8 protein-coding genes and 1 riboswitch are annotated in these 8,556 nt (G+C 36.8%); of the genes, 2 read left to right on the top strand and 6 right to left on the bottom strand.

What is annotated here, in order from left to right; genetic code table 11:
• Nucleotides 1-321: 321 nt before the first annotated feature.
• Nucleotides 322-2,016 carry a methyl-accepting chemotaxis protein gene (locus AC07YC_RS21760; protein WP_494920417.1) on the top strand — a complete coding sequence of 565 codons (1,695 nt, stop codon included), beginning with the start codon at nt 322-324 and terminating at the stop codon, nt 2,014-2,016.
• A 61-nt stretch (nt 2,017-2,077) separates the two neighbouring features.
• On the opposite strand, the gene AC07YC_RS21755 is transcribed toward AC07YC_RS21760, so the two are convergent.
• From AC07YC_RS21755 to AC07YC_RS21730, 6 genes are all read right to left on the bottom strand, one after another.
• On the bottom strand, nt 2,078-2,758 hold the full coding sequence (locus AC07YC_RS21755; protein WP_494920416.1) for a hypothetical protein: 681 nt from the start codon (nt 2,756-2,758) through the stop codon (nt 2,078-2,080).
• A gap of 143 nt (nt 2,759-2,901) precedes the next feature.
• Nucleotides 2,902-4,392 (bottom strand): sodium:solute symporter family protein, encoded by a 1,491-nt coding sequence (locus AC07YC_RS21750; protein ID WP_494920415.1) that lies wholly within the window; start codon nt 4,390-4,392, stop codon nt 2,902-2,904.
• A gap of 21 nt (nt 4,393-4,413) precedes the next feature.
• The gene (locus AC07YC_RS21745; RefSeq protein WP_336637034.1) at nt 4,414-5,166 is read right to left on the bottom strand and encodes an SDR family NAD(P)-dependent oxidoreductase; all 753 of its coding nucleotides are present in this window, start codon (nt 5,164-5,166) and stop codon (nt 4,414-4,416) included.
• A complete protein-coding gene (locus tag AC07YC_RS21740) occupies nt 5,156-6,907 on the bottom strand; it encodes a methyl-accepting chemotaxis protein (RefSeq protein WP_494920414.1) in 1,752 nt (583 codons plus the stop codon). Before AC07YC_RS21740 ends, AC07YC_RS21745 begins: the two co-directional genes overlap by 11 nt.
• Before the next feature lie 106 nt (nt 6,908-7,013).
• Nucleotides 7,014-7,099: riboswitch (cyclic di-GMP riboswitch) on the bottom strand.
• Between the two features lie 175 nt (nt 7,100-7,274).
• Nucleotides 7,275-7,469: a hypothetical protein gene (locus AC07YC_RS21735; RefSeq protein WP_036120651.1), complete on the bottom strand. Its 195-nt coding sequence runs from the start codon at nt 7,467-7,469 to the stop codon at nt 7,275-7,277.
• 147 nt (nt 7,470-7,616) lie between these two features.
• Nucleotides 7,617-8,111, bottom strand: coding sequence for a YehS family protein (locus tag AC07YC_RS21730; protein WP_494920413.1), 495 nt, complete (start codon nt 8,109-8,111; stop codon nt 7,617-7,619).
• Between the two features lie 187 nt (nt 8,112-8,298).
• On the opposite strand from AC07YC_RS21730, the gene AC07YC_RS21725 reads away from it, so the two are divergent.
• The gene (locus tag AC07YC_RS21725; RefSeq protein WP_008173624.1) at nt 8,299-8,502 is read left to right on the top strand and encodes an alpha/beta-type small acid-soluble spore protein; all 204 of its coding nucleotides are present in this window, start codon (nt 8,299-8,301) and stop codon (nt 8,500-8,502) included.
• Nucleotides 8,503-8,556 lie beyond the last annotated feature (54 nt).

The raw sequence follows: 8,556 nt of genomic DNA, 5'->3' as shown, positions 1-8,556 counted from the left end.
AATCCCCTTTAAGTAGAATGTTAACTACAGTTTAGTGTAGTTTTTTTTACATTGTCTACTTAAAGGGGATAATATCACTTGAGGCATTTTGCTTCAGGTGTTTTTTCTTCGTAATTAGGAAATTTCACATAATTATTGTAATCAACTATCCATCAGCTATACATATTTTACTATTCATAAAAGAAAAATAATTATACTGTTGAACTAAAAAACTATTTTTAATTATTTTTACCAAATGGCTTATTAATCTATCTAAATAGTTATAAAATAAAAGTTGTTATTCAAAATACTCTATATGGAGTTAGGTAAAGGGATGGGGAAATGAAAGGCATTTATCAGTTTAAAACACTTAAAGCAAAAATTTTAAGTGCATTTATATTTTTGTTAGTTTTAGTCGTTAGCTTTACAGGTTACACTTATACTTCCAATACAGCTATGGAGAAACAAGCAAAGGCTTTAGTAAAGGAAGATTTAGTAGTTCTCAATGCAAGTAACAATTTAGCACTCTCTATGAGTGTCCGGTTGTCAGCAGCCTTAAACTATGTGTTAACCGGCGATGAAAAATATAAGGAAACGTTTAATGAGTATCGTCAAATAGCTGAAGATAATAATGCGCTGCTAGACAAATATGATACATCCGAGGAACGCACTAAAACTGTAGAACTTGCACGTGATTGGAGCCAAATTGTGAAGACAGAAGTATTCGATGTCTATCAAAAGGGCAATAAGGAACTAGCTTTAGAAAATTTAATGGATACACAAAATCTCGTGTCGAACGTACGCAATGGCTATGAACAACTAGCTAATGACCGTGAAGAAGCCATTACAGCTGTTGGTAATGATGTTGTAACAACGAGCTCTACTAATCGTACGATCGGCATTATTTTCAGCTCCATCTTAACGATTATTGGTATTCTAATCGCCATTGTTACTGCTAGTACGATTTCTAAGCCCATTAAGGTAGTAGCAAATCGTATGAAGGAATTAGCAGATGGTAATTTACAGCTTGACCCATTAACTGTAAAAACACGCGATGAAATTGGAACGTTAATGTCTTCAGCAAACGAGATGAATGTTCAATTAAAGCAAACCATTCAATCCATTTATACGGTTTCTGAAACTGTAGCAGCAAGTAGCGAGGAGCTAGCGCAATCTTCCAATGAAGTACAGGCGGGTACTGAACAAATTACAGTGACTATGCAGGAGCTAGCTTCTGGCACAGAAACGCAAGCCTCCACAACGGGTGATTTAGCTGAAACGATGACAGCGTTCAAACGTAGTATTCAAGAAACAACACAAGAAGGTACCGAGCTAAAAGAGCATTCTAGCCAGGTTCAGGCTTTAACGATTAGTGGCAAAAACTTAATGATTCAATCTACACAGCAAATGGCCGCTATTAATGAAATCATGTTAGATTCCGTGAAAAAGGTTGAAAATTTAAATGATCAGTCTGCTGAAATCTCCAAACTGGTTTCTGTGATAGATGATATTTCCAACCAAACCAATTTACTCGCTTTAAATGCAGCTATTGAAGCAGCACGAGCAGGTGAACATGGGAAGGGCTTTGCTGTTGTAGCAGATGAGGTCCGCAAGCTTGCCGAACAAGTGCAATTCTCAGTGACTGATATTTCAACAATCGTCAACCGTATTCAAGGTGAGACAGGTACTGTCACTACTGCCTTACAGACAGGCTATGAGGAAGTCAAAAGAGGAACAGCACAGCTTGATCAAACAAGTGAAACATTTGAACAAATATCGAGTGCTGTAGAGGATATGATTGATAATATTACTACTATCTCCGATAATTTAAATGAACTAGCCGATGGTTCAGAATCGATCAATGCTTCTATTGATGAAATGGCCTCTATTTCACAGGAATCGGCTGCTGGAGTTGAACAAACGACAGCGACTGTGGAGGAAACGGCTGCTACTATGGATGAAATTGCTCGAAGCGCTAATCAGCTCGCTGGATTAGCAGAGGAATTAAATGGCCAATTAAAACAGTTTAAAATTTAAAAGAACGATGTTAAAAGCTATCTCCATTTTTTCTAGATTTGAGATAGCTTTTATCTTTTCATTATTGCCAATGTCTAATTGGCACTCTTTCCAGCTCATGGCGCTTAATAATAACACTTATCTTTTGAAACCATTTCTCACATAATTCCATTGCTTCTTCATATTCTTCCTCATCTCTCGCTATAGGATGTTCCCCTTGATCCATAAATATATACTCTAAAATAGGCTCTGATAAATGATCGACTACAAACTTTAATGATAGTTGTGAAACAGTGTCATCCTCTTCATCTTCCTCTTCTTCTGCTAACTCTTCCTCTTCCCCTAGCAACGAGCCGCTCATTAAGTAATTTTTAGTTCGTAGGACGAACATTTCATCCTCCATCATAGCTACTTCATAGATTTTACTAAACGGAATTTCTATTATTTTAAGTGCTTCCTCTAATTCTTCCCTTTGAGCGAAGATGAACATATTTGTCTGTTCATTTAGCAATAATCCCTTTAAAGCGTCCTCTGATAATAGGCATTGAGTGTGAGGGATCGCCTTCATCTCCTCCTCACTAGCTTCCTTCATTTGCGCATACTTTTGTGATTCCACATAACGCTCTTTTATATACCGAATAATTCCTATACTCACTAAAGCTAAACCGATTAAAAAAAAGAGCTGCTTAATAATGGCTAGTTCAATCGCATTTGCTAGAAAAAGATAGATGATCCCTAATAAAATGAAGAAAATAATTTTCATTCATATCCCGCCTTTATAAAGATAATCGCTAGAGAAATAGTTTAATGTACTAGCAATCTATTCTTGAATCTATCTTTTCATACTTATTTCTCTAACATAAAAAACATGAGATCGATGAATGTACAAGGATCTCATGTTCTCTATTAGCGACCGACTAATTCCTCTTTACTGCTTACGTCGTCTAGCGTTTTATCTTTTTCTATTTTGTGCATCTCAAGAACATGCTGTGATGGTGGCACTAGTAGGCTTACGACGACAATAGTAATCCCCGTAATAACAACGCCCGAAAATACCGGTGCCTGCCATAATTCATTTAATAGGCCGAGGAATCCTTCTGATTGGATGGACAAACTAGGAACAAATGTCAATGAAGTCACAATGTAATAGATGAGGCCAACGGATATACTTGCCCATACAGCAGGTGTACTTACACGTTTCCAAAATGGTCCTAAAACGATTGGCCAGAATATCGTTACAAAAATAACATCCCATGCTAAATACGCTAAATCAATAACCTTTTGAAAGCTGATTGCTAACACTAGCCCTAGTAAAGCACTTGATAGAATGACAGCACGTGAAAATCTTAGCAGCTTTTTAGGATCAGGGTTACGATTAATAAAATCTAAATAAATGTTCTTTGTGACAATCCCTGAAGTCGCTACATAGCATGCAGCTACCGTGGACATCCCCATAGCTGCCATAGCCGTTAAAAAAATGGCTGCCAAAAGCGGTGGGAAATAACCTTGTGCAAAGGTAAGCATTAATGTTTCTGGGTTAGTACTATTAGGATAAATAGATTTGAAAGCCTCACCCAACATTCCTGGAATCCAGCTGATCGCAATAACTATAGTCCCCGCAATGATCATACTGCGCTGAGCTACTCTTGGACTTTTCGCCGCTGCTACCCTTTGACCAAGATCAACTGCTGGAATGTCCCCAAGTGCTAAGACAAGATAAAGCGTCCAAAACTCGGCTCCTGCTTTCTCAAACAATGTATGAATATTCCACCAATCAGGATTAAAGGTCACGTCTGGATAGTAAAATAAAATAAAGATAGTAATTCCTAGAATTCCTGCTACGGCAAGTGCACCCTGTACAATTTCTGTATAAGCGACTGCCCATAAACCGCCTATAACCGAATAGATAGCTGTTAACGATACAAATAGAAGGGCTGCAGGAATGAAGTCAATTTGTAAGAGCTGCTGAATAATATATGTACCACCGACTGTTAATGCTGCCGCATTAAATACACCAAAGGCAATAGCCATGACAACACCTGTATAGGCGCCTAGCTTTTTACTACCATAGCGCAGACCATAGTAATCTGCTAATGTCCAGCCCTTTAAACGACGTAGTGGCTTTGTCCAAATGAGTGCACCAAGAATCATACAAGTTCCTAAGCCACCCATTGTTGCTGAACCTTCAAAGCCACCACTCGTATAGCCTGAGCCAACTGCTGCAAAAAAGAATGGAGCAGCTAATAAAGCCGCGACTAAGCTTCCTGTGACAACAGATAGAGGCATGCTCCATCCAGCAACAATTAAATCCTCTGCTGTGTTGACACGCTTGTACCCTTTATAGCCAATATAATAAATAAATAGTAAGTATAAGCTAAAGATGATTATATTTAACATGCACGTACTCCTTAGTTTCCATTATCCGTTCATTACAACGCCGCCATTAGGTGTTAATATTTGACCTGTATAGAAATTAGCATGCTGAGAGGCTAAAAATAATACACTTTTGGCGATTTCTTCTGGCTGTGCTAAACGTTTTAATGGGTATTTTGCCGATTCTTCCTCCACATAGTTGTCCCCAAACTCTTTTAAAATGTCCGTAAACGTACCGCTTGGAGCTACTGCATTAACAAGTATAGATGGTGCTAATTCTCTAGCTAAAGCTTTTGTAAAGGCATTAATAGCACCTTTAGCGGCAGAATAATGCGTAAATTCTTCACAGCCTAAGCTCCCTATATCAGAAGAAATATTAATGATTTTCCCTGTATCACGTTCTTTCATTCTTTTAGCAGCTTCACGGCAATTATAGAAGCATCCATATAAATGAACCTTAATCATTTTGTCCCATTGTTCATCCGTCAAATCAGTAATGCTGGATGCCTGTGCAAACCCTGCATTATTCACAAGAATATCAATTTCTCCTAAATGCTTGTCCATGTATTGATACATGTCCTGCACTTCCTGAGATTTAGAAACATCTGCATGGAAGGTCAACGCTTTAACACCAAACTTTTCAGCCTCCATTCGAACTGTCTCTGCCTCGTGCTCATCCCCAATATAATTGATTAAAATATTAGCCCCATGTTGGGCAAAGCCTAATGCAATGGCTTTGCCGATCCCTTTACTAGAGCCAGTAATTAAAACATTTTTGCCTGTAAAATTAATGTTCATCTTGATCATTCTCCAATTTGAATTTTGTCACAAGTGCTTGAAGCTCTTCTGCTGTTTGCCCAAGAGCTGAGGAAGCATCTTTCACTTCCAGCATTGTCGTTAACTGCTCTTGTGTAGATTTGGAAACATTAGAAGAAAAATCAGCCGATAATTCTGCAGATTGTTTAATGTTATTAACAGATGCAGCCACTTCCTCCGAGGAGGCAGAGATTTGCTGAGAGGCTGCCGAAATTTCACGTATTTGATTTGCCACTTCTTCTGAGGAAGTAAGAATTTCCTTAAAGATTTCTCCCACCTCATTAGTAAATGTCATACCTACTTTTACATCTTCTTTTCCTTTTTCCATAACAGTAAGAGAGGCATTGGAATCTGACTGAATCGAACTAATTAAATTATATATTTCCGTTGCTGACTGTGAGGATTGCTCAGCCAGTCTTCTCACCTCATCAGCTACAACAGCGAAGCCCTTCCCATGTTCCCCTGCTCGTGCCGCTTCAATGGCTGCGTTCAATGCTAAAAGATTTGTCTGGTCCGCAATAGCCGTAATTAAGCTGACAATGTCACTAATTTTTTTAGTATTAACATGTAAGCCGTTAATCGTAGTGCCAATTTGCTCAACTGAATCATTGATTAATTCCATTTGTGCAATAACTTGATGCACAACCTGATTGCCTCGTTCAGATGCTTGTGATGCCGAAATAGAAGATTCTGCCGCTGTATTTGCTGAGTCAGCAATTTGTTGGATACCAGTTGCAGTCTCCTCCATAGCAGCTGCTGTTTCCTCCGTCATTGTCATAGAAGCTTCTGCATTTTGGGTAATTTGCCTTACATCATTGGCAATATTAGTAGAGCTGTTATAAGTCTCACCAGCATTGACCGTTAATTGAGTCGCTGCAGAAGAAACGTGATTCGAAGTATTTCGGATGTTTAAAATAATATGTTGTAAATTGGCAACCATTGTTTGAATAGATGCTGATAAATTGCCGATTTCATCTTTAGTAATATCTAAATCAACATTTATTAGCTCCCCATTTGCTACTTGGTTTGCTACATTTACCACTTTTTGAAGTGGCTTTAATAAACGATCTATAATTATGTAAACTAATACTAATAAAATTAAAATTCCGATAATTGCAATGACAATTTGCTTAATAACACTTGCTTTAATAATGGTATTGATATAGTCTGCAGAGTAGTCAATTCCTAATAGCGCTATCAATTGTCCATTATCATCGTGAATGGGGCTGAAAACTGTTCTCCAGGAACCAAAAGGATCCTCGAATATATCTGTTACTTCTGTACTATTATTTTGAATAGCTAATTTTGCTGTTTCTACATGCTCATTCGCTAAATCGGTAAAAATTTCTCCTGCTTCATAGACCTCATTCAAATTAGATGTATAGCCAATCGGATTGACCCCACCTTCATCCTGTACATCCCAAATATAACTCCAACTCATAATACCTTGTTGTTCTTGAATCATATCGAGTTGCTTTTGTACCTTCGTAAATTTGGCGTTCTTTTCTCCTTTTTCAGACAATAAATCCTTCACTTCATTACTATCTAAATTCATCGCTGTTAACAAACCAACGCTTTTTAACTCTTGTTCCAAATCAACAGTCATTCGATTGTTTAATTCTTTAATACTTTGAGTAGTGATGACGGCTATAAGCAATAACACAACAATGGAAACCGTCAATAAAAGTTTGTTTTTTAATGAGATGTTTTTCCATAACTTCATGACTTTTTTCCTCCTTATACGTTTTTTTGCAAATAAAAAGCCTATTCCGAAAGAAATAGGCATAAAAAGAACTAAAACTAGAATTTAATGGATACAACTAGCACTCTTTTGCAACCTAGCCATCTAAGTACTTATTCCCTTAGACCTGTAGCTTTGCATCTTTACTTTTTAGTAAATTTGCCTATCTTTTCCCTCCCAAAATTAACACAATGGGAAAAAGTAGTCAATGCTACCAATTTAAAATATACATATTTTATACTACTTCGTTACTAGTTCTTCTAATTTATTGGGCAAAATAAAAACAGCTATAACATGGTTTCATGTCACAGCTGCATATTTTCCACTTACCCCTAAGTGTTTGAATCATCTATACGTTTTGTGTAATCAGTAATACAGATGGTATAAAGGATAGAGCAAACATAGCCACATACCATAATGAAGTACGTCTTAATGAAAAACGAACTTTTTTTCGTTCTGCATAAAAAATATCTAGCATAACCGCAACAATAAAAGGCATTGTAACACATGCAATAGCTACTAATAAGATGTCAAAATAAATCATACAAGCACCCCTTTGTTTGTGAACATTTTTCATCTTTTTTGTGAACATTTTGTGATAATTTGATTGTACACAATTCCGTCACAAATTGTCAACTAATTTAAAAGAAAAAAATGGTACTTTATGATTGATTCTCGCTATATTAGTGTATTATTCTCTATATTTATATGTTAAGCCTCTTAAGAAATTACGAACAAATGAATCGCCACATTCTTTATAATTACGATGACTTGGGTTTCTTAAAATCGCACCTAATTCACCTTTTGTTACTTTAATCCCACCATCATATAATATTTCAAGCATGTCCTCCGTTGTTAAAGCTAAGGCAATTTTCACTTTCTTTAAAAGCATATTATTTGGGCTTTCTTTCCCAGAGACAGGTAATGGACCATCTGGCTGTCCTTCCTTTGGTTTTTGAGGACCTCGTTTAAAAGTAATGAAACCATTCAAAAAGGCTTCTACCATTTTATTATTACATTTGATGTATTCTTCTGGTGCTTCTTCCTCATCATTCACCTTAAGAAGCATGTTTACTATTTCTTCCTTCGTATAATCCATGCCACCTAGCTTAAATATTTCCACCATATCTACATTTTTTATATCTAACGCGTAGCGTAAACGAATGAGAATATCATTATTCGTCATTAATAAATTCCTCCTTTTAATCAACCTTCTTTAGCAAAGAGCCAGGCTTTATTATAACAGACAGTTTGCTCATTTTAGCTTGATTTCCACAAGTTGTTGCTGTTAGCAATTAGCGTGTGCGTTTCCTTCTTTTAAAATGTATGAAAAGTTTGTAGGCAACCATTCTATATGCAAGGAGGTGAGAATAATGGCTAATAATAATCGTAGCTCAAATAAACTTCTAGTACCTGGTGTACAAGAAGCCGTGAATCAAATGAAATATGAAATTGCACAAGAGTTTGGCGTTCAGCTTGGGCCAGAAGCATCTTCTCGCGCTAATGGTTCCGTTGGAGGAGAAATTACAAAACGCCTCGTGGAAATCGCTGAGAAACGTTCAAAAGGTTTATTATAATTAAAAACTAACAAGAAAAGAACGAATCCCTCTCTTTTGAAGAAGTGGAATTCG

The organism is Lysinibacillus sp. GW247-5R2A (genome assembly GCF_059424475.1).
This window is presented reverse-complemented; position numbering and strand designations above follow the sequence as displayed.

Coding starts and splice junctions, on each gene's coding strand:
- AC07YC_RS21760 (WP_494920417.1), top strand. CDS start 322: ATGAAAGGCATTTATCAGTTTAAAACACTTAAAGCAAAAATTTTAAGT.
- AC07YC_RS21755 (WP_494920416.1), bottom strand. CDS start 2,758: ATGAAAATTATTTTCTTCATTTTATTAGGGATCATCTATCTTTTTCTA.
- AC07YC_RS21750 (WP_494920415.1), bottom strand. CDS start 4,392: ATGTTAAATATAATCATCTTTAGCTTATACTTACTATTTATTTATTAT.
- AC07YC_RS21745 (WP_336637034.1), bottom strand. CDS start 5,166: ATGAACATTAATTTTACAGGCAAAAATGTTTTAATTACTGGCTCTAGT.
- AC07YC_RS21740 (WP_494920414.1), bottom strand. CDS start 6,907: ATGAAGTTATGGAAAAACATCTCATTAAAAAACAAACTTTTATTGACG.
- AC07YC_RS21735 (WP_036120651.1), bottom strand. CDS start 7,469: ATGATTTATTTTGACATCTTATTAGTAGCTATTGCATGTGTTACAATG.
- AC07YC_RS21730 (WP_494920413.1), bottom strand. CDS start 8,111: ATGACGAATAATGATATTCTCATTCGTTTACGCTACGCGTTAGATATA.
- AC07YC_RS21725 (WP_008173624.1), top strand. CDS start 8,299: ATGGCTAATAATAATCGTAGCTCAAATAAACTTCTAGTACCTGGTGTA.